Annotated in this window: 14 protein-coding genes and 1 riboswitch; of the genes, 12 read left to right on the plus strand and 2 right to left on the minus strand. The window is 61.7% G+C overall.

The genetic code is table 11. The features are described 5' to 3' along the window. The first annotated feature begins 28 nt into the window (after positions 1–28). The 5 genes from fmt to PWJ82_RS01375 all read left to right on the plus strand — a co-directional run bounded on the left by fmt (position 29) and on the right by PWJ82_RS01375 (position 5,367). Complete coding sequence (fmt, locus tag PWJ82_RS01355) at positions 29–985, plus strand: methionyl-tRNA formyltransferase (protein ID WP_274734963.1); 957 nt, start codon at positions 29–31, stop codon at positions 983–985. A 1-nt stretch (position 986) separates the two neighbouring features. After that, positions 987–2,429, plus strand: coding sequence for an RsmB/NOP family class I SAM-dependent RNA methyltransferase (locus PWJ82_RS01360; RefSeq protein ID WP_274734964.1), 1,443 nt, complete (start codon positions 987–989; stop codon positions 2,427–2,429). A 10-nt stretch (positions 2,430–2,439) separates the two neighbouring features. After that, positions 2,440–3,114 carry a ribulose-phosphate 3-epimerase gene (gene rpe / locus PWJ82_RS01365; protein WP_274734966.1) on the plus strand — a complete coding sequence of 225 codons (675 nt, stop codon included), beginning with the start codon at positions 2,440–2,442 and terminating at the stop codon, positions 3,112–3,114. A gap of 102 nt (positions 3,115–3,216) precedes the next feature. Next, positions 3,217–3,335, plus strand: a riboswitch (FMN riboswitch). A gap of 104 nt (positions 3,336–3,439) precedes the next feature. Then, on the plus strand, positions 3,440–4,243 hold the full coding sequence (locus PWJ82_RS01370) for an ABC transporter permease (RefSeq protein WP_274734968.1): 804 nt from the start codon (positions 3,440–3,442) through the stop codon (positions 4,241–4,243). A gap of 77 nt (positions 4,244–4,320) precedes the next feature. Beyond that, a complete protein-coding gene (locus PWJ82_RS01375; protein ID WP_274734970.1) occupies positions 4,321–5,367 on the plus strand; it encodes an ABC transporter substrate-binding protein in 1,047 nt (348 codons plus the stop codon). A 45-nt stretch (positions 5,368–5,412) separates the two neighbouring features. Here the strand turns inward: PWJ82_RS01375 and PWJ82_RS01380 are convergent, their stop codons facing one another. Next, the gene (locus PWJ82_RS01380; protein WP_274734971.1) at positions 5,413–6,528 is read right to left on the minus strand and encodes a DUF3866 family protein; all 1,116 of its coding nucleotides are present in this window, start codon (positions 6,526–6,528) and stop codon (positions 5,413–5,415) included. Between the two features lie 36 nt (positions 6,529–6,564). Here PWJ82_RS01380 and PWJ82_RS01385 point away from each other — a divergent pair, with 36 nt between their 5' ends. Genes PWJ82_RS01385 through PWJ82_RS01405 form a run of 5 tightly spaced genes read left to right on the plus strand, consistent with a single transcriptional unit; the run spans position 6,565 to position 13,763 of the window. Next, a complete protein-coding gene (locus PWJ82_RS01385; protein WP_274734972.1) occupies positions 6,565–7,581 on the plus strand; it encodes a helix-turn-helix transcriptional regulator in 1,017 nt (338 codons plus the stop codon). Continuing rightward, positions 7,578–8,792 (plus strand): WYL domain-containing protein, encoded by a 1,215-nt coding sequence (locus PWJ82_RS01390; protein ID WP_274734973.1) that lies wholly within the window; start codon positions 7,578–7,580, stop codon positions 8,790–8,792. The genes PWJ82_RS01385 and PWJ82_RS01390 overlap by 4 nt, the downstream gene beginning before the upstream one ends. Then, a complete protein-coding gene (locus PWJ82_RS01395; protein ID WP_274734974.1) occupies positions 8,789–11,386 on the plus strand; it encodes a DEAD/DEAH box helicase in 2,598 nt (865 codons plus the stop codon). The genes PWJ82_RS01390 and PWJ82_RS01395 overlap by 4 nt, the downstream gene beginning before the upstream one ends. Further along, positions 11,383–12,990, plus strand: a complete 1,608-nt coding sequence (lnt, locus tag PWJ82_RS01400) for an apolipoprotein N-acyltransferase (RefSeq protein ID WP_274734975.1) — start codon at positions 11,383–11,385, stop codon at positions 12,988–12,990. The genes PWJ82_RS01395 and lnt overlap by 4 nt, the downstream gene beginning before the upstream one ends. Then, positions 12,951–13,763, plus strand: a complete 813-nt coding sequence (locus PWJ82_RS01405; protein WP_284894890.1) for a polyprenol monophosphomannose synthase — start codon at positions 12,951–12,953, stop codon at positions 13,761–13,763. The genes lnt and PWJ82_RS01405 overlap by 40 nt, the downstream gene beginning before the upstream one ends. Positions 13,764–13,769: 6 nt before the next feature. Here PWJ82_RS01405 and PWJ82_RS01410 read toward each other — a convergent pair whose 3' ends face one another. Next, positions 13,770–14,123: an RNA polymerase-binding protein RbpA gene (locus tag PWJ82_RS01410; protein WP_016442806.1), complete on the minus strand. Its 354-nt coding sequence runs from the start codon at positions 14,121–14,123 to the stop codon at positions 13,770–13,772. Between the two features lie 380 nt (positions 14,124–14,503). Here PWJ82_RS01410 and PWJ82_RS01415 point away from each other — a divergent pair, with 380 nt between their 5' ends. Next, on the plus strand, positions 14,504–18,394 hold the full coding sequence (locus tag PWJ82_RS01415) for a S8 family serine peptidase (RefSeq protein ID WP_274734979.1): 3,891 nt from the start codon (positions 14,504–14,506) through the stop codon (positions 18,392–18,394). Positions 18,395–18,769: 375 nt separating this feature from the next. After that, positions 18,770–20,818 (plus strand): InlB B-repeat-containing protein (locus PWJ82_RS01420; protein WP_274734981.1); only part of this gene is annotated, 2,049 nt, incomplete at its 3' end.

A 20,818-nucleotide genomic window follows, 5' to 3' on the forward strand; every position in this document is an offset into this window, starting at 1 on the left:
ACAGAAAAGAACTAGGTAGGATTGACACGTGAGAATATTATTCGCAGGAACACCGGAGACCGCAGTCCCGGCCTTGCAGCTACTACATCATGAAGGCTTCGATATCGCTGGGGTTCTCACCCGCGCCCCAGCACCCCAGGGACGCAAACGCATACTCACCCCCTCGCCGGTACACCGCGTGGCAACAGAACTAGATATTCCCGTGCTCACGCCCCGTACCTTGAAAGACGGTGCGATCCAGGAACAGATTGCTGCGCTTTCTCCGGAAGCTGTTGCGGTGGTTGCCTACGGGCTTATTATTCCACCCGCGCTTCTCAGCGTGCCGCGGCACGGCTGGATCAACCTACACTTCTCCCTCCTGCCGCGTTGGCGCGGGGCAGCACCGGTTAACTACGCGATTGCCGCGGGGGATACCACCACCGGAACCAGCGTCTTCCAGATTGAACAAGGCCTGGATACCGGCCCCGTTTTCGCGAGCGAGGCCACCCAGATCGGAGTGGAAGAAACCGCTGGAGAGCTACTAGCACGCCTGGCACAATCCGGGGCGCGTCAATTGAGCGATACCCTCCACGCTATTGCTGCCGGTACCGCCCACCCGCAGCCCCAAAGTGGGGAGGTGACCCTCGCACCGCAATTCGATTCTTCCTGGGCGCGGGTGAACTGGGAGTGGCCCGCCCAGCGCGTCGCGGATCGCGTCCGCGCCGCCAACCCCGCACCCGGGGCCTGGACCACTCTCAACGGGCAGCGTTTTAAAATCGAATCGGTGGGCGTAAGTGCGCTCGAAACACCCGAAGGCACCGCAAAACACGTCAGTCTGGCGCCGGGCGAAATCAGCCCGGGCGGAATGGTTGGCTGCGGGGAAGGAACAATCCAATTGCGGCGGGTTGCCCCGCCCGGCAAGGCACATATGGATGCCTCCGCCTGGCTGAACGGTGCCCGGCTTGCCGCGCACACCCGTTTCGACTCCGAGGTGAAGGAGGGCTAGCATGACTGAGCGCCCCGAAGGCTGGGTACCGCGCCGCCAATCATCGAACCACGCCCGTCTCGTTGCCTATGATGCACTGCGGGCAGTCAATACCGAAGATGCCTACGCTAATCTCATCCTCCCGGGCATGGTGAGCCGGGCACGCCTCAATCGAAGCGATGCCGCCTTCGCCACCAACCTCGCCTACGGGACCTTGCGGCTTCAAGGCCGCTGGGATGCCATGATTGCCCGCTGTTCTCAAGGCCGTACCCTCGCAGAAATAGACCCGCGTGCCCTCGATCTGCTTCGCCTGGGCTGCTACCAGCTCATCGAGCTGAAAACACCACCCCACGCGGCCATTAACGAAACAGTTGCGCTGGCTCGCAATGAACTCGGCCAAGGAATCGCCGGTTTCGTCAATGCTGTATTGCGTAGGGTCTCCGAGCGTCGGGATGCCTGGCGCGGAATCATTGAAAATAGCACCGCTTCTAGAGAAGAGTTCCTGGCAGTCTGGCATTCCCACCCGCGCTGGATCGTGCGCCAGTTGGAAGCTGCCCTCGCGGTGGCCGGGCGCTCAACCGAAGTGGAAGCCGTTCTCGAAGCGAATAACACTCCCGCAAAAGTAGCACTAGCCTGCCGCAATATTTCACCCGAACACCTCAAAGCCAGGATTGAACGCGCCAAAATGACGTGGGAAAATCCCTACCTGGTGCCCAGTGCAGTGCTCTTAGCCTCAGGTGACCCGCACCGGCTCTGGCCCGTGCGCGACGGGGTCGCGGGTGTCCAGGATGAGGGCTCACAGCTGATCTCTGCCGTTGTCACAGAGGCATCCATCTCCGGGAAGGATGAATCCTGGCTGGATATGTGTGCCGGCCCGGGCGGGAAAACTGCAACTATCGCCGCTACTGCGGCCCGGCGCGGGGCCCGTGTATTCGCGAATGAACCCCAGGCCCACCGCCTCGATCTCGTTGAAGAAAACGTTGCCCCTTGGGCGGATACCGTTGCGTTGCGGGAAGGCGATGGTCGGGATATTGGCGCTCAGGAACCGGATAGCTATGACAGGATCCTCGTGGATGCCCCATGTTCTGGCTTGGGAGCGCTGCGTCGTCGCCCTGAAGCCCGGTGGCGCAAAAAAGAAAGCGACCTGGCCGCACTCACGCAACTCCAAGGTGAACTCCTCGACTCCGCCTACCGGGCCCTGCGCCCGGGCGGACTGCTGCTCTACACCACCTGCTCCCCGGTACTTGCCGAAACTCGCGACGTCATCTCCGCTTTCCTGGAGCGCACCGCCGGCGCAGAACTCGGAGACGTGACCGTCACCGCGAACCGGCGGGCCCTGCGCCCGGTTGCCTCCCGCGGAATGACCGTGCAACTCTGGTCTGATATCCATCACACGGATGCCATGTATATGGCACGCATCCTCAAACCCGCAACCGCCCCCCCGCCCGCAGAACGGCGCTCCTGAAAGGACCATCATGGACGTGAAGATTTCCCCCTCGATCCTCAACTGCGATTTCGGGCATCTCGCTGATGAACTGGAGAAAATCTCCAACGCCGATTTCGTGCACGTGGATATTATGGACAACCATTTTGTCCCCAACCTCGCCCTCGGCCTGCCCATTTTTGAGGCGGCGGCGCAGGCAACCACCGTTCCGCTGGACGCGCACCTTATGATTGAGAACCCGGATCGGTGGGCCCCCGCCTACGCCGAAGCAGGAGCCGCTTCCGTGACCTTCCACGCCGAAGCCTGCCAAGCCCCGCTGCGCCTGGCGCGCGAACTGCGCGCGCAGGGCGCCCGCGCCGGACTTGCCCTCAAACCTGCCAGCCCCATCGAGCCGTATCTCGATATCCTCAACGAATTCGACATGATCCTCATCATGACGGTGGAACCGGGTTTCGGCGGGCAGAGCTTCATCGAAACGATGATGCCGAAAGTCACCCGCACCCGGTGCGCGATTGAAGCAGCCGGCTTGGACGTGTGGATCCAGGTAGACGGCGGCATTTCCCGCTCCACCATCGAACAAGCCGCGGCTGCCGGAGCCAATAACTTCGTGGCGGGCTCGGCGGTATTCCGTGCGGAGGATGCCTATGCCGAAGTGGAGAAGCTCCGTGAACTCGCCGCAGGCGCGTGCCAACACGCCTCAATCTAGCAATGCACGTGCCAGCACGATGCAAACTAACCACACGCGCATCCCAGCACGCTGCAAACTAACAACGGGTGCACGCCAGCACCCGAAGGGCTAATATAGAACACGATGCACCGGGGTCAGTGAAAGTCTGAACCGGCGGTAACAGTCCGCGAACCACGCAAGTGGCCGATGGGGTGGAATTCCCCAACCGACGGTAACAGTCCGGATGGGAGGCGCATCGAGGGGCTCCACGCCCCTGCTTCGGCTACGCTATTTCAGCGTGCCGCGGCGTCAGCGTCTCCCGGTTTCATCATTCCCGGCCATCGGGAAGGTCAGGAACCAGGACGTGAACACTGTGCGCCGCAACTCTCACCCACGCCCGCGCTCGCCGCGCACCGCGTGGGTACCCGCCACCCTTGCTCTTCTCGCGGTTTTTCTCCTCTGGGTGGTGGTCACGCGAGCCCACCTGGTGCCCGAACATCTCCTTCCCGCACCCGGCGCGGTCGACCAACGCCTCGCCACCGCACTCCTGGGAATAGGCGGGCACCCGCCCTACCTCCTCAGCGCACTGGGGAACACCCTCACCGCGGCCCTCACCGGCTGCGCCTGGGCGGCCCTCCTCGGAATTCCCCTCGGCATTGCCCTGGCACGTTGGCGTCTCCTCAATAGCGCGCTCCAACCTTTCCTCGCCGCCTCGCAAGCCGTCCCCGCCGTGGCCCTCGCACCCCTCCTCGTGGTGTGGATTGGCTACGGGATGCCTTCCATCGTGGTGCTCTGCACCATCATGGTGATTTTCCCGATTATCGTCTCGACCTCGGTGGGCGTGCACGCTATCGACCGCGATGTCATCGCCGCAGCTCGGCTCGACGGCGCATCCCGGCTCACCCTCCTTTTCCCCATCATCGTGCCTCTGGCAGCACCTTCCATCCTGGCCGGCCTGCGCACCGGATTCACCCTCTCCATCACCGGCGCAGTCGTGGGCGAAATGATCATCGGGGGAGCGGGCCTGGGCACCGAACTTTCGCGTGCCCAACCCACCGGAGATATCACCGGAATGTTCGCGGTCATCGTCGTCATGGCCGCCGCAGCCATCAGCATCTACCTGCTCATCTTTACCATCGAAAAACACGTCACAGCGGCGGTGCGTTAACTATGGCCTCTCAAAGCCACGGCGCGCACCCCAGCAAGACCCCAGCGCATAGAAGCGCAACACAAGAAAGGACACCCATGAAACGACTCATTGCCACACTTGCGGCAGCTACCCTCGGCCTGGCCGGATGCGCGGGAGGCGCCGCGGGAGGAGGCGCGGATAAAAACGGCGAAAGCACCTCGCCCTCCGCCGCGCAGCCAAGTACCGCGAGCGCCACCGCTTCCCTCACCGTTGGCCTCACCTATGTTCCCGATATCCAATTCGCGCCCTTCTACGTGGCCGAAGACCAGGGCTATTTCCGCGAAGCCGGGCTCGATATCACGCTGCGTCACCACGGCGCCCAAGAATCGCTCCTCGGCGCGCTTTCCAGCGGCAGCGAGGATGTGGTCTTCGCCGGAGGCGATGAAATGATGGAAGGCCGCTCCAATGGCATCGACGTGGTCAATTGGGCCACGATGTACCAGGATTACCCCGTCACTCTCATCGTCCCGGCTGATTCGCCGATCAAGAGCGCCGCCGACCTGGCCGGACGCCGCGTCGGCCTGCCCGGCCCGTACGGCGAAAACTACTATGCCCTCCAGGCGCTCATGGCCGCCCATAACTGGACCGAATCGGATATCAGCGTGAATTACATCGGCTACACCCAGGCCGCGGCCCTGGCCAGCGGGGAAGTGGACGCGATTATCGGCTTCCGTAACTCCGATGTTCCCAGCGTGGAACGCCAGGGGGTGCCGGTGCGCACCATTGAGATGCTGCCGGGCGGACTGCCGCTGGTGGGCGTGGGACTCGGTTCGCTGCGTCCCACCGTGGATGCCCATCGCGATGATTTCACCCGCATGCTCACAGCTCTTGACCGGGCAGTGAACTTCGCGCGCAGTAACCCGAAGGAGACCGTGGAGATCACCGCGAAGTATGTGCCGGCCCTGCGTGAAGCGGATAACGCCGCCGCGGCTGAAAAAGTCCTCGCGAATACCATCGAGCTTTACGCCGGGCGCACTCCGCTCGGAGTGCAGGATGCGCAGCGTTGGGACGCGATGGCCGCGTTCATGTCCGAGAAGCTTCTGCGCGAACCGGTTGCTGCGGCCGATGCTTTCGTTGATCTGACCGGCAGCGCCGCGCATTAAGAACGACGACGCAGCTGTGCTCCACCGGCCCATCAGGCGCGCAGCTCACCTCGGCTGCGCCCGCGCCACCAGCTCCCCGGCCGCGTAGCCGGCCGCGCCGGCCGCTAAAAAATTGAGGGGATCTTCGCTGAGTGAGCGTCCCATCGTGGACAGCCGTACCGGGAAGTCCGCGAGGGCGCTCGCCACCGCATCCGCCTCCACGTTCACCCGCTCCAGGTGCGGCGCCTGGAAAAGCTCCTCCAGTTGCCCGGCCAGCCGCGCGCCCACATCCGCGGGAACCGCGCGGGAGAGCGCATCTTTACCCAGCACCGGCACCGGGCAGCGTACCGGGCAGCGCGCCACCCGCGTGAGTGCGGTAACACTGTGGTGGGAGAGCCCCAGGTGGCGCTCCCGCTTATCCGCGCTCGACATGCGCAAAGCCGCAATAGGGATTCCGCCCAGAGTGTCAGCGGCATTGAGATGCTCACCGACGCGCGTGCCAGAAAAACCCCACCGGGTATCCGTCCCCAGATTCCCCGGCCCTTGCGCCACCACGGCCACATCCGCCTGCCACACCAGGCGCGCCGCCAACAAGGCAGTGTAAATCGTGACAGCTTCGAGCTTCCCCCCGAAGGCCTGCCCGCACGAAATTGTGCCCAGGATAAGGCCAAGATCCTCCAGTAGCGCAGCGGTGCGGGAGAACCACGCTGGCAGAGCTCCGCCGTCGTCCATCACATATGCAATACGCGCCCCCGGCACGCGCGCACGCACCCCGGCAACAATGGCGGGAAGCGCCGAATGCAAATCCGCAGCCACCACCGGCATCCCGGCAATGGAATCCGCCTCGCGCAGCAGCTCGTGGTACGGGGAATTCTGTTCATCCACACCCAGAGTGAGGTACTGGAGTGGGGTGTAGCGGGCCTTGACGATATGGCCGGGCGTGGGGGAGTCGGCGGGGAGCCGCTCCGGAATCGCGCACACGAAGAAATACCCGCCGGTGCCCAGCCCGCGCGCGGCGGCACTCGCCTGGAGCAGCACAGTATCACCGGCGGCAGGTTCGCCCACGAGCTCGGGATAAGCGAGCGCCCGAGCGCGACTGCCGTCCTCAAGTTCCACCTCGGCTTCGCGCGCCCCGCGCCATGTTTTCCCCAGGGAAAGAATTTTCCCTCTGCGCCACATCATCACGGCTTTAACTCTACCGTCGGCTAGGCTGGGTACGTGAAGCAGAAAGAGACACGCCGGCATCGCGAACGGCAGCTTGCGCTCCTCCACACGATTCGTCGCGGCAGTTTCCTCACCGCGGCGGAACTCATGGAGCGCATTCCGGCCTACGCCGAAGCGGGAATTGATCTGCGCACTTTCCAACGTGATATTGACGCGCTGCGCGAAGCCGGATATCCCATTATTTTTGACGACCAGTGGCGTTATTCATACGATTCCGCTGCGCCGGTGCTCGCGCGGGTCACCGGGATTGGGGCCGGGGTGCTCCACAGCTTGCGCTCCAGTATCGAGGCCGGCGATCCCCAAGGCGAATCGGCGCGTTTGGGGGTGGCGAAACTTCTTGCGGGCGCGCCTCCGGAAAGCGGCGACGCCGCAGCCCCCACCCACCTGCGGGTCCGGATTCCGGGCGGTGCAGCAGCGCGGGTGGTTGCGCGCGCCTTGCAGTACCGGCGCCGGGTCAGTTTCGATTACCGTCGGGGTGCTGACCTTGTCAAACATTATGAGGTGGAGCCGTGGAACTTCGCCGAACACTACGGAATGTTCTATGTGTCCGGCTTGGCACGCTCGCGGGAGAGCGGCCGCAAGGATTTCGGCCCCTGGGATGAGCGAACTTTCCGCCTCAGTCGCGTGATCTCGGGAACTCTCAGCGTGGGTGAACGGTGCGAGTTCCCCCGCGGGGAGGTAAGCGGGGAGCATTTTGACGTGGACATTATTCTGCATATTCGCGACGGCGCCGCGGCTGCCCTTGCCTCCCGCGGGGAGAAACTGAGGCGTGCGGATGCGCCGGCTGTAGCGGATGATTCGGCCCCCGCGCACGTACCGGCCCCCGCGGGCTGGACGGCCTACCGATTCTCCACCGTAGGCCTTAATCGTATTTTCGAATATCTGGCTTTTTACGGGGTGGATGTGCGCCTGGCCGCACCCGGCGAGCTGCGCGAAGAATGGGACCGCCGCGTAAACAATCTCATTAACCTGGGCGAAGCTGCCGGGCCGGGGGAGGGCGAAACTCGATGAGTGCCGATATCGTCACCACCCTCGGCATGCTGCTCTACCTGCACGAACGCCCCCAGGGCGCCACCTTGGCCGAGCTCACCGCACATTTCCAATTCCCCTCCTGGAAGCGCACCCTCGACTACCTTTGGGATGCCAACCTGGCCGAAACCGCCGATTTCGATGTCCCCTTCGAATTGGAGTTGCCCGAGCGTGGTGCTTGCGCGGGGAGTGCGGCACAGGCGGATACGGCGGGCCGCTCGGGTAGCGCGGAGCTGCCGGAAAACATGGCGCAGGCGAATACCGCGGCAGGGCCGGAGAGCCGCGTCTACCTGCGCTCCATGACGGATGATCCGGTTATTCCCTTCACTCTGGACGATGCGATGGTGGTAGCTGCGCTGCTCGATGCTGCCCGGGATGTCAGCGCACCCGGGCCAGCTGCTACAACCCTCACCGCCACTCGCGCCGCGCTGGGGGAGGCGGTGCGGGAAGCCGGATATGAAGGTGCGCTCTGGCCGCCCTCCCGTCCGGCCGCAGACGCAGCCACGATGAAGGCCGTGCAGGCCGCACTCCAAGGCGGCTTCTACCTCGACTTTAGCTACGAACGTGCGCTCAGCGACCCGCTTCCGCACGCGCGCGCCGGGCGCGAACACGTTATTCCCCTCGTTATCCTGGCCGGCGATGCCCCGCTGCTGCGCGCCCTCACCGAGCACGGCCTGCGCCATTTCCGCCTGGATCGCATAACCGCGGCCCGCCCCGGTGCGAAGCTCAGCAGATCGGAACGCGCGGCCGCTCGCCGGGTCCTCGCCGAGGTGGAGAAAAAAGAGAAAACGCAGCGCACCCGCGGGGAAGATACCTGGGAGCCGAACGGCACGGACGTGCGTATTATCGTCACTGGAGCCTCACGTTGGGTGGCGGAAACCCTGCCCGGAGCGCGGGTGCGCGATGCGAATGAAGAGCCCTGCATCGCGAATGCGTGTGGTGAGGTGAACATGCTCGGCGCCCCAAACGCGCGGGGCGAGGAGCTGCTCACCATTGAGGTCCGGGCCCGCTCCCTTCCCTGGCTCGTCTCACTGCTCGTGCAAATTGACGATGTGGTCGCCCTAGAACCATCGGAAGTTGCGCGCGCGGTGGCAGATTATTGCGCGCGCTTGCGCGCGAATGAGGGCGACGACGCCGCTACGCCGGCCATCCGTGAATATACGCTGGAAAGCACACCGGAGGGGGAGCGATGACGGATCTGCTACTTGAGGACTATCGGGAAAGCTACGCTAGCCGCGGGATCCACCTCGATGATTTCCAGCTGGAGGCCTGCGCGGCTCTGGGGCGCGGCCATGATGTGCTGGTATGCGCGCCCACCGGTTCGGGGAAAACGGTGGTGGCCCACTACGCGGTGTATCTGGCGTTAGCGTCGTCGAAAAAATGTATCTATACCGCACCAATAAAAGCGCTCTCCAACCAAAAATACGCCGAACTGGCGCGAGAGATTGGCGAGGAGCAGGTGGGGCTGCTCACCGGGGACCAGAGTATTAATCGCGAGGCGCAGATTCTGGTGGTGACCACCGAAGTGCTGCGCAATATGCTGCTGCACGAATCCCCGGATATCCTTGACGTGGGCTACGCGGTTCTGGACGAAGTGCATTTTTTGGCTGATCCCGACCGCGGGCCGGTATGGGAAGAAACGATTTTGTCGCTTCCTGAGCATGTGCGTTTGGCGGCGCTTTCCGCCACGGTGGCCAATACTGAGGAACTCGCAGCGTGGATGCGCTCCGTGCGCGGGCCAACGGACGTCGTGGTATCAAAGAAACGACCCGTCCCCCTCGCGCAATACGTCAACGTGGGCCGCAAACTCTTCCCGCTTTACCGCGCAGATACTCTGGAGCCGGACCCGGCCCTCGTCAATGCGCTGGGCCGGCGCAGCGGGGAACGCAAAAAACGGGTCTCGGATCGCGAACGCCGTGCCATTATCGACAAGCTAGGCGAACGGGGCATGCTCCCGGCTATCGAATTCATTTTTTCCCGCAAAGGCTGCGATAAAGCGGTTGAAGCTTTGCTGCGCCATAACGAAGTTCTTACCACCCGCGCCCAGCGTGCGGAGATTAAACAAGAAATCGCGGCCCTGCGTGAAACACTCACGGAATCGGATCGGCGGGCCGTGCATTTTGAGCGGGCAGCTGCGGCACTGGAACGCGGCTACGGTGCCCATCACGCCGGGGTTTTCCCCGCTATCAAAGAGCTAACTGAACGCTTGATGGAACGCGGGCTTCTCAGTATCGTCTACGCGACCGGTACCCTGGCTCTCGGTATTGATATGCCGGTGCGCACGGTGGTCCTCGAGGAGCTCCAGCGCTGGGACGGGCATGGTTTTGTGGATCTGAGCGCCACCGAATACACCCAGCTCATCGGGCGGGCCGGGCGGCGCGGGCGCGATACCGTGGGCTACGGGGTGGTCCTCGCTGATGCGGAAACCGATCCGGAGTATCTGGCGGATCTGGCTTCGGGGCGGGTGGAGCCCTTGATATCCGCTTTCCAGCCCTCCTATAACACCGTGACGAATCTACTGGCTCGCATGAGCTACGCGGCAGCGCGCGATCTGATGGGCCGCTCCTTCGCGCAATTCCAACGCAATGCCGAGCTGGGCGGCCTGGCGGCGCGGCGCGCCCGGATTCAACGCCGGGTGGACACCGAAGAAACCCGCTTGAGTTGCTCGCGCGGTGATCTGCTTGACTACCTGCGCCTGCGCGGGAATGCCGGGCGGGCCGCAAAAGCCGAACGTAAAGCCGCGAAACGGCGCTATCGGGAGCGCATCGCAAAGAGTTTCGCGGCTGTGCGCCAGGGCTACGTGTACGCTTACGCGATGGGCACCGATCTCGTTTACGCCTTGGTGCTCTCTGCCGCCCCGGACCGCGTGCGGGTGATCGATTGGTTCGGGGACCTGGCTTGGCTGTATGAAGATTCCCTCGCCTCGGAGATGCGCGAAATTGGCCCGGTCACGGTGCCTTTCGGAATGTCCACTAAAAAGGCGGTGGTGCGCGAGCAGATCGCCGAAGATATCCTCGACCTGGTGTGCGGCCGGGCTGATCTGGGAATCGACCGGGATCTGCTAGCATCCTGGGCGCGTTTCGCCACCCCGCGCGATCCCAAAGTCGCCGCGCACCCGGTTGCTTCCTGCCCGCATCTGTACGCACACCTTGATGAGGCCCAAACCTGGGTCTCGCTGCACCACCGCATCGAGGAACTCGATCAGCGTATCGCGGCCTTCACCGATTCGGCCGGGCGGGAATTTGATGCCACGGCTGCCGTCTTGCGCGAGGTCGGGGTGCTCCAGGGTGATAATGACGCCATCCGCATGGGCCCGGGCGCCGCGCAATTACGCGAACTGCACACCGAAGCCGATCTACTCATGTACCAGTGTTTGGCGCAGCTCCCCGAAGGTAGCTTGGGCGCGCCGGCCCTAGCCGGATGGGTATCCATGTTTTTGGCTGATGAGCGCTTGGGGACTGCCTTACCGCGTGATACCCGACTCTGTGATGCGGCGCGGGTCGCTCGTGCCGAGGTACAGTACCTGCAATCCCTGGAATATCAGCATGGGATTACCCGCACCCCGGATCTCAGCCCGGGCTGCGCGGACGTGTTCGCGGCCTGGGCCGGGGGAGTGGGTCTGGAAGCCTGCTTGGAATCCGCCCGGATGACCGCCGGGGACTTCATTTCCGCAGCTCGCCGCATTATTGATGTGCTCGGGCAGGTCACGGTAGCAACTGAGGGCACCTGGCTGAGCGATATCGCGCGCCAAGCCCGTGACCTCATGCGGCGATCGGAGCTCATGTGAGCGGTGTTCTCTTACGGCTGTGCGGCGCGGTCCTAGGAGGCCTCGGGCTTTTCGCAGCCTTCCCGCCCCTGAGCTACGGCATACTCGCGCCGGTAAGCATCGCCCTCCTTCTCCTCGTCGCTGCATCCTGCCGCACAAGCGCCGGCTTCGGATACGGACTCCTTGCCGGATGCATATTTTTCTCCTTGCATTTTTCCTGGGCCGGAGAAGCATCCGGGGATCTCATCCCCCAACTCGCCCTCGCCTTGTCGCAAGCACTGTTTACCGGGGTGGTGGTAGCCACGTGGAGCGCGATGTGCCGAGCACGCTGGACCCGCTGCCCGCTTCTCTTCATCCCCGCGGTAGCCCTGGTGTGGGCCGGTGCGGAACTCGCCCGATCCCTGTGGCCCTTCGGCGGTATCGCCTGGGGAACCCTTGCCTTTTCCCAGGTAGATAGCCCGCTGGTGCGGCTGGCTCCCTGGGGTTCCACCATGCTGGTCTCCGCAGCGGTGGTCATCTGCGGGGCGGCCCTCAGCCTGGCCCTGATGCGGGTGCGCAGCGGGCGGCTCTTCGTCGGGGCCGGTCTGGCGCTCAGTGGCGCGCTGATCTTCGCCCTACCTTGGGCACTTCCTCTTCCCACCGCAGCACCCGCCGGCACGCTGCGCCTGGGTTACGTACAGGGGATTGTCCCGCGGGCGGGCAGCCTTCCCGAGGGCCGCGATCAAGCCTTGACGGTCACCGAAAACCTCAGCACCGCCACCCGCGCGATTAACCCGGAAGAGGTGGACCTGGTGGTGTGGCCGGAATCCGCCTCCGATCACGATATTCGCGAATATCCGCGCGCCCGCGCCCTGGTCAGCGAAACCTCCACCTACCTGGGCGTCCCGCTGCTCCTGGGCACCCAATCCTATGAGCGCGACACCACCGGGAAGGCGATCAGCCGCACCAATGACCTTGTTGTCTATCTCCCCACCGAGACCGGGGGCGAGGTAAGCGCTGTATATAGCAAACAGCACCCGGTTCCTTTCGGGGAATATATGCCCTACCGGGATTTCTTCCGGAAGTTTAGTTCCGCGGTTGATCTGGTATCTGTTGATATGCGGGCCGGTACGAAACCTGCGGTTCTTGACATCCCGGTGGGGGAGCGCGCGCTGAGGGAGAGCAGCCCCGGCGGCAAAAACGGCACCACGGGCGCGAAGAGTACCACCGTGCGCCTGGCCACCCCTATTTGTTTCGAAGTGGCGCTGGGCGATGTGGGATCTGAGGCGATCCGCCAGGGCGCCCAACTCTACGTGGTGGCCACTAATAATGCGTCATTCGGCGATAGCGCCGAATCAGCCCAGCAATTCGATATGGTTCGTTTCCGGGCGGTGGAATACCAGCGCATTGCGCTCCAGGTTTCCACCGTGGGAATTTCCGGCGTCGTCGAAACAAATGGTGCGGTACGTGAACGCACCGAACCGTGGACGCAAGCTGCACATACCACGACCGTGGCCCTTCACGATGGTCTGACTCCTGCGGCGAGTTTCTACCCGTACTACCGGGACGGACTTCTGGCTGCGGCTGGCGCGGTTGGAGGTATAGCATGGGTAGGGTACGCAAGGCTGCGCTGGAAGAAAGGTTAGTCGTGCACGTTCTCATCACGATTCCCACGTACAACGAGGCGGAGAATCTTCCGCGGATTATCGAGCGGGCCCGGCGGGCCGTACCCGAGGCGGATATCCTCGTGGTTGATGATAATTCACCGGACGGTACCGGGAAGATCGCAGATGAGCTGGCCGGGCGCGATGAGCACATCCACGTGCTGCACCGCACCGAAAAAGACGGGCTCGGGCGCGCCTATATTGCGGCTTTCGGCTGGGCCATGGAGCGCGGCTACAGCCACGTGGTGGAAATGGATGCCGATGGTTCGCATCATCCCGAACAGCTGCCCTTGCTGCTCGAACGCGCCGCGATGTCAGATGCGCCGGATCTGGTGATCGGTTCGCGCTACGTGCGGGGTGGGAAAATTGACGGCTGGTCCAAGCCCCGCGAGGCGCTTTCGCGCCTGGGGAACCTCTATATTCAAGGGATGCTTGGGCTGCCGGTGCGCGACGCCACCGCGGGCTACCGCGTCTACCGCACGGATATCCTCGAGCGCCTCAACCTGGATACCGTGGAAGCGCGCGGCTATTTCTTCCAGACCGATATGACGGATCACGTGGCACGTTGCGGGGGCCATATCGTTGAAATGCCCATCACTTTTTCAGAGCGTGAGGCGGGGGAGTCGAAGCTCTCCGGCTCGGTCTTCACCGAATCCCTCAAGCGCACCACAGTGATGGGCGTCACACGGCGGGGGAGGCGGCTGGGCAATCTCGCGAAACGCGTGGTCACTCAGCTGCGCCGGCCGCGAAACTGAGCGCGATTAGCGATTGCGCCGCAGTCGCAGCTTGCCTTCGCGTAGCAGCTCGAGGCGTTCCTCCAGCAGCACCTTGAGCTCATCTTCGTTACGGCGTTCCAGGAGCATATCCCAGTGGGTGCGCACCGGCTTGGGCGGCTTGCGGTCGTCCACGCCTTCGCCCTCGATGAGTTCAGCTTCCACGCCGCAGCGGCAGGTCCACGCGGTGGGAACTTCAGCGTCCACCGCCATCGCGACGCCAAATTCGTGGCCGTTCTTGCAGCGGTATTTCACCTGCTGGCGATCCACAAAAACCACATTGTCATCAGTTTCGAGCGAATTCGCTCCGATGCGCATACCGCGCAACGAACGTTCAGCCATCGTGCTGTCCTTCCTCGCGAGCATGCCTGCTCGCGTTACGTTTCTCTGTTTCCATATTAACGACGACGCCGCGGGCCCCGGTGGTTACGTCCCGGAAATGGGCGCCTTGACGCCTTAAAGAGGGGCTGGACGGAACTTTGGTAGCCTAACGCTACTTGCCGATAATGTACATTATGTCAAAATAGGCTCAGGCGGCGCCGCGCGAAGCGTATGTTGAGCCGCACCCGTCCCCTGCTCTCATTCCCTGCCCTGCCGGTCGTTCACACTCTGGACTATCAATTTTGATTATTTAAGATATTCGGCAAAATTGCTGGCATGCCGTTGACCTGGGTACATATCTCTACGCTCGGGCCTGCGGTCAGTTATCAGGAAGGAAATGTATGGCTGAGCAACCACGCTGGCGCCGATTGGGCGTCACCTGTGCGTGTGCCGCACTCATGGGCGGTGCTCTCGCTCCCGCAACCGCCGTGGCCACGGAGTCGGATGGGCACGCGCCCCTCGACATCCGTGCTACGGTCGCCGCGGCGGAAAGTGATCCGAATTTCACCGGGAAATGGTTTATTGAGCTAAAGAGCGAACCTCTTATTCGCGGTGGTTCCTCCGCCCGCATCGCGGGTGAACAGCGGGAATTCACTCAGACGGTCGAAGATGACGGTGGCGAGGTAGACACCTCCTACCAGCACGTGTGGAATGGCGTGACCGTCGAAGCTGATTCGGTGGAACTCGCGCGCTACGTTAACGACGCTAATGTCATCGGTGTTTACCCGGTCCTCACGGTGGAACGGCCCGCCGAGGTGGACTCGAATGCGGAAATAAACCGCCCCGGCGAAACTCCCGATATGTATTCTGCGCGGGAGATGACTGGCGCGAGCGTGGCCAATGAAGAATTTGGAGTCACCGGCAAAGGCGTGCGCGTGGGAATTATCGATTCCGGCGTGGCCATTGATCACCCGGCCTTTGGTGGGAATGGTGTCAAGGGCGAGCGCGCTTTCCCCAATGACAAGATCGTGACCGGCTACGATTTCGTGGGCGATTCCTTTAATACCGATCGCAGTGACCCGAATTTCCAGCCGGTCCCCCACCCGGATGCTCTTCCCGATGATTGTGGAGCCGGCGGCGGGCACGGTTCGCATGTTGCCGGTATCGCCGCAGGTAATGACCCGGAAAGCAAGTTCAAGGGCGTGGCTCCCGATGCTGTGATCGGTGCTTACCGAGTGTTCGGGTGCACGGGTTCCACCAGCTCCGAAGTCATTCTTTCCGCTCTCGAACGCGCTCAGCGCGACAAGATGGACGTTGTCAATATGTCTATCGGCGCGGCTTTCGCCACCTGGCCCAACTACCCCACCGCGGTGGCATCGGAAAATCTCGTTGCCGCCGGCGTGGTCGTGACGGCTTCGCAGGGTAATTCCGGTGCGAAGGGCATTTTCTCCGGTAGTGCTCCGGCGGTGGGCCCCTCGGTTATCGCGGTGGGTTCGGTGGACAATACCCACGTACTACGCCCGGTTGTTATGTTCAACGGCGCGGCCGAGGGATTCGATAATGTAACGGAATCACCGGCGGTACCCACTGCGGGTAGGCTCGACGTCGTCGCCTATCCCGAAGGGCAAAAAACCGGCGCCGTTGATCTGCCTGGAACACCGTTTACCGGGAAAGCAGTGCTGGTCTCGCGCGGAACCTCGACCTTCTACCAGAAGGCGCGCGCCGCGCAGGACGACGGCGCCGCCGCGGTCATTATCTACAACAACCAACCCGGGAGCCTCAACGCAACCATCGCCGGAAGCCCGGCCGTGACCATTCCGGTCATCGCGGTCACCCAAGAACAGGGCGAGCGCTTCGAAGAGGCCGTAGCTGCCGGAAACGCCAGCCTCGAATGGACGGACGCGAAGCGAGTGGCCGCCTCCCCCACCGGCGGGAAGATTTCCGATTTTTCCTCCTGGGGCCTGGCCGCGGATCTCCAGCTCAAGCCCGATGTGGTCGCCCCGGGTGGCAATATCTATTCTGCGTGGCCGGTCGATGACGAGGTGACGCCCTCGTGGAAGACGATTTCAGGTACCTCGATGGCGGCCCCGCACGTGGCCGGGAGCGTGGCTCTGCTCCTCCAAGCTAACCCGAAGCTCACGCCGGCGCAGGTGCGCGCGGCTTTGCAGAACACCGCTGATCTGGTGACGGTGGACGGCAGCGCGGATTCCCCGAAGCTCGCCACGCACCGCCAGGGTGCTGGCCTCGTCAACCTTCCCGCGGCCCTGACCGCGGTCACGGAACCGGGTACGAATGGTGGTGGGAGCCCCACCGCTTTCACGCCCGCCAAGATTTCCCTGGGCGATTCTGACGTGCAGGAAACGACGACGCTCACCGTGCACAACGCCGCGGCAGCGCCCGTCACCTACACCTTCACGGCGGATACCCACGTGCGCGCCACCAGCGGGCCGCATGATCGTTTCACCAGCTACAACGGGACCGATGCGCAGGTGGCGATTAGCCCCGCGCAGGTAACGGTGCAGCCCGGGGCAGACGCCCAGGTACAGGTGTCCGTCACCGATCCGACGAACGTGCCCGAGGGTACGATCTACGGCGGGTATGTGGTGGCCCACGGCGATGATAATTCCACCTACCAGGTGCCCTTCGCGGGTCTCAAGGGCGATTACGAAAACGCCTTGCAATTCCTCCACACCACGTGGAAGGTCAAGGATATTCGGCCGGATATCGCTCAGAGGCGCCCGGATCTGGCGAATCTGCTCGCCTACGATCCGCCCTCGCTGACGAAGCTCATTGCTTGCCCCAACCCGGCCACCATCTACAAGGGTGAGTGCCTGGATAAGGGTGCGCAGTACTCCAATGCTCCCAATTCCGAACTGTTCGCCTACGCCATGGACTACGCCAACGGCGCGGTTCCGGTGGTGGAATACCATATCGATTCCCCGGTGCAGAAGCTGGAGATCCGGGTCTTCCACGCGAACGAGGATGGCTCGAAGGGCGCCCCGGTTTCGGAAAATAACATGGTGCATAGTGAGGACGGTGTGGGGCGTACCGATCTGGGGCGCTTCGCCTGGGACGGTACCTACCTCGAATCTGCTTCGGCGACGACGCGCACCGCGGCCGCCCCGGGGCGCTATGTCTTCGAGTTGCGGGTCGTCAAAGGTACCGGCGGCGGAACAACTGAGCCGACCGGTGACACCCTTCCCGGCTTCACCCGCAGTGCCAGCGAAGAAACCTTCGTGACGGCGCCCTTCTGCGTCAAGGAATGCACGACGCCGCAGCCGACTCCCACGCCGGACCCGACTCCGAGCGAGAAGCCGGAACCTACCGCGCCCGCGCCGAGCCCGAGCGTTGAGCCGACAACTCCGGCTCCTGCACCGACTCCGAGCGTGGAACCTACGGTCGATCCGACCACGCCAGGCCCGGTGCCGACACCCTCGGTCGCGCCGACTACGCCGGCCCCCGAACCCACGCCGAGCACGGAGCCGACGGAAGAACCGCCGGCGCCTGAGCCCAGCGAAAATCCGCAGCCGACTCCTACGCCGGACCCGACTCCGAGCGAGGAACCGGAACCCAGCGAGGAACCGAGTAAGCCGGCCACTCCCCCGGCCTCGCACGGTAATACCTTCTTCGTCTCCAATAACTGGACGGCGACAGTTGCCTCCGCGGTCTTCTCCTACGGGCGCGCCGGCGACGAGGTCTACGTGGGTGATTTCGATGGGGATGGGAAGGATACTTTCGCGGTGCGCCGTGGGAATACCTTCTATGTCCAGAACTCGCTGGTCGGTGGGAATGCTGAGCAGGTCTTCTCCTACGGACGCGCCGGCGACGAAGTCCTCGTGGGTGATTTCGATGGGGATGGGAAGGATACTTTCGCGGTGCGCCGCGGGAATACCTTCTATGTCCAGAACTCGCTGGTCGGTGGGAATGCTGAGCAGGTCTTCTCCTACGGACGCGCCGGCGACGAAGTCCTCGTGGGTGATTTCGATGGGGATGGGAAGGATACTTTCGCGGTGCGCCGCGGGAACACCTTCTATGTCCAGAACTCGCTGGTCGGTGGGAATGCTGAGCAGGTCTTCTCCTACGGACGCGCCGATGACCAGGTCTTCGCCGGGGACTTCGACGGGGATGGGAAGGATACTTTCGCGGTGCGCCGCGGAAATACCTTCCACATTAGCAACCAGCTCACCGGAGGAGATGCTGAAGCAACTCTTGCCTATGGGCGCCACGCTGATGCGGTCTTCCTCGGGGACTGGGATGGTAACGGAACGGATACCCCGGCTGTGCGCCGATAGAAAGGGTGAGATCCCCTGTATTTTCACCTTTAAAGATTAAATGGACCCCGATGCGTCGCTACTTACGGTGACGACACATCGGGGTCCTTTGTTGCATCGCTTAAAGATAAAGCTGAGAAACATTTTCTTGGTTAGTAGCTCGAAGATCACTAAAATGAAACAACCTCGCATTTGCCAAGGTCAGAGGGCTGTTTATTCCGCAAGGGCAGCGTTGAGTGCTCTCGTATTCCTCGAAATCAAATGACTCTAAACAAATACAGTAAGAACTTCGGTATTGTCATCTTGTCACTATAGCTGGTGCAAAATATCAAGTCACAGTGTCAAGAATGTGCGCGTCGAAGTGTGCCCTCGGTGGCGCTGTTGAAAGGATTGCAGATGAAACTACGGGAAGAAAAAATTGGACAGGGGGTGAATCGGCTTCGCACCATCGCCGCGGGCTTGGTTTCCGGAATTATGGTTACCGGCGCTACGCTCGGCACGGCTTGGGCTGCGCCGGATAACACCGCTCCGACCCTGGAAATACAAAACGTCACAATCGCGAGCACATATCCCTTCGATCTGAAACGCATGATCGTGAAAGCCGGGGACGCAGAAGATTCTCAGCTCGGAAGTGATGACGTTGTCGTTACGAATAAGAGTGGGTTCACGGAAGGTAAAGATAAACCTAAGTATTCCGTGTATAACGAGGTTCGGGATTACACCGTCGAATTCTCCCTCACTGATAGTGGAGGGAAGACCACCAAAGCTACAGGAACGGTAACAGTCGTTCCGAAGCGCCACCTGGAGCGCTCCCATTCGTCAGCGAATGTCCTCGGTCGGGATACTAAGTACGGGAATACCCCGACCGAATCAAATGTGGCATTCCCCGCTGATCAGCGTACGCCGTATGAATTCAAGCTGAAATACGTCGATGATGAGACGAAAGAACCCGTTTCCGGGTTGAATCTCTGGTTCGAACGCAATAGCGAGATTATCGACGGAAATAAAGGGAAATTCTTCACCACTGATGCTAATGGTGAAATCGGTTTCTCAATGACTCGTGAGGAACTTGCAGCCTATTCCGTAGCGGACCAGCCCAACAAGCATTATCTGACCGGTTATGATGCCGCGACGCATATGAGGTACCTCCAGATTTTCGAGAAGTTCAATTATTCTCCGCATCTGGTGGCCATTTATGATTCGACACCAGGCCTTCCCATCGAGAAAGCGCACTATATCTATCCGGATGGCTCCACGCAGAATTTCAATATTGGTCTGTGGGGAGAAAAGCAAAATCTGGTCAAGTTCAATGCTATCGATACCGTATACGAGATTGAGGAGGGTAGTGACTTCTATACGGGACCTCAACGGAAACAGGAAGAGGTCGATAAAGCCCAGACTAACCTAAAGAAACTCGTTGATTCGTATAGCTATTTGAAGAATTCGGGTACTAAAGAGAACCCTGATTATCAGTGGACCACCATTCTTAGCGGAAACGATGCGCCTATGTATCGCGTAGCTTCCGGTAGTGTGGATACGTCCACCCCGGGCGAGTACCAGCTCACGTTACAAGCAGGTCCTTTTGCTGATTGGATTTGGCAGGACAATGAGATGGGCCTTCGTTCCTATGCGGAAGATACCGTAAAGGTTCGGGTTGTTCCGAAGCCTGTTGTGAATTTCAAGCAGCTCCTTCCCGATGGTTCTACCAAGGCCGAATCTTCAGTTAAGGTAAGTCGTAATACTGTGGTTTCCCAGCCGGGTTTCCCGACCGTTAACACGGAAGAAAAGGATCACGTTTTCAAGGGATGGTTCAAAGATGAAAGCTTCACACAGCCTTTCGATTTCACCACCCCGATTACGGCTGACACAACTGTGTATGGACAGTGGGCTGCCGTCGCTAAGTACACGGTTGCTTTCGATACTCGTGGCGGAAACGTCATTCCTTCCCAGCAGGTTAAAGCTGGATCTCCCGCACAAGAACCTGAGAATCCGATTAAGGAAGGTCATGCCTTCATCGCGTGGTATCTCAATGGTCATCAATATGATTTCGCTACCCCGGTTAAATCTGATATTACTTTGACTGCGGAGTGGGATCAGATTCTATACAACGTTACTTACCGTTATGACGATGGGGTAACACCGGATGGTAACCGGCAGGTACTTCATGGCAAACAGGCCGAAAATATCGCACCTCCTGTTCGGGATGGATACAAGTTCATTGGCTGGTTTAAGGACGGTCAGCCTTATGATTTCTCCACTTCAGTTACGGGTGACATTACTCTCACTGGCCAATGGGAGAAAATAACAACGAAGCCTGGTGGTGATCCGGGGACCAAGCCTGGTGGTGATCCGGGGACCAAGCCTGGTGGTGATCCGGGGACCAAGCCTGGTGGTGATCCGGGGACCAAGCCTGGTGGTGATCCGGGGACCAAGCCTGGTGGTGAT

Origin of the sequence: Actinotignum schaalii (assembly GCF_028864145.1) — a bacterium.
In the GTDB taxonomy this organism is placed as follows: Bacteria; Actinomycetota; Actinomycetes; order Actinomycetales; family Actinomycetaceae; genus Actinotignum; species Actinotignum schaalii_B.

Excerpts from the sequence above, each read along its gene's own strand:
- PWJ82_RS01360 (WP_274734964.1), top strand. The coding sequence starts at position 987 with ATGACTGAGCGCCCCGAAGGCTGGGTACCGCGCCGCCAATCATCGAAC.
- rpe (WP_274734966.1), top strand. The coding sequence starts at position 2,440 with ATGGACGTGAAGATTTCCCCCTCGATCCTCAACTGCGATTTCGGGCAT.
- PWJ82_RS01375 (WP_274734970.1), top strand. The coding sequence starts at position 4,321 with ATGAAACGACTCATTGCCACACTTGCGGCAGCTACCCTCGGCCTGGCC.
- PWJ82_RS01380 (WP_274734971.1), bottom strand. The coding sequence starts at position 6,528 with ATGATGTGGCGCAGAGGGAAAATTCTTTCCCTGGGGAAAACATGGCGC.
- PWJ82_RS01390 (WP_274734973.1), top strand. The coding sequence starts at position 7,578 with ATGAGTGCCGATATCGTCACCACCCTCGGCATGCTGCTCTACCTGCAC.
- PWJ82_RS01395 (WP_274734974.1), top strand. The coding sequence starts at position 8,789 with ATGACGGATCTGCTACTTGAGGACTATCGGGAAAGCTACGCTAGCCGC.
- PWJ82_RS01405 (WP_284894890.1), top strand. The coding sequence starts at position 12,951 with ATGGGTAGGGTACGCAAGGCTGCGCTGGAAGAAAGGTTAGTCGTGCAC.
- PWJ82_RS01410 (WP_016442806.1), bottom strand. The coding sequence starts at position 14,123 with ATGGCTGAACGTTCGTTGCGCGGTATGCGCATCGGAGCGAATTCGCTC.
- PWJ82_RS01415 (WP_274734979.1), top strand. The coding sequence starts at position 14,504 with ATGGCTGAGCAACCACGCTGGCGCCGATTGGGCGTCACCTGTGCGTGT.